Source organism: Rothia sp. SCPM-O-B-18226 (M350) (assembly GCF_058213595.1).
On the sequence record NZ_JBYQJS010000014.1, the window covers coordinates 1 to 380 of the forward strand.

1 protein-coding gene is annotated in these 380 nt (G+C 70.5%); it reads right to left on the reverse strand.

What is annotated here, in order from left to right; all coding sequences use genetic code 11:
- Positions 1–380: ATP-binding cassette domain-containing protein (locus AC3E6W_RS08725; protein ID WP_490652880.1), on the reverse strand; the 380-nt coding region annotated here is incomplete at both ends.

The following is a 380-nucleotide window of genomic DNA, read 5'->3' on the forward strand; positions in this document are numbered from 1 at the left end:
TCCGCGTTCGAGAAGAGGATGCGCGCCAGCTCCACGCGGCGACGCTGACCGCCCGAAAGGGTCGATAGCGGCTGGGAGAGCACGCGCTCGGGCAGGTCCAGGTTGGAGGTGATGACCGCGGCCTCGGACTCGGCGGCGTACCCACCGCCGGCAATAAACTCTGCCTCGAGACGGTCGTAGCGGCGCAGGCCCTTGGCGCGCACCGCCTCGTCCTCGCTGGCCATGTCTTCCTGGGCCTGACGCATCTTGCGGGCCACGCCGTCCAGGCCGCGAGCCGAGAGGATGCGGTCACGGGCCAGCTGGCTCATGTCGTCCACCTTGGGGTCCTGCGGCAGGTAGCCAATCTCGCCGCTGCGGGTGACGGTGCCGTCCGCGGGCAG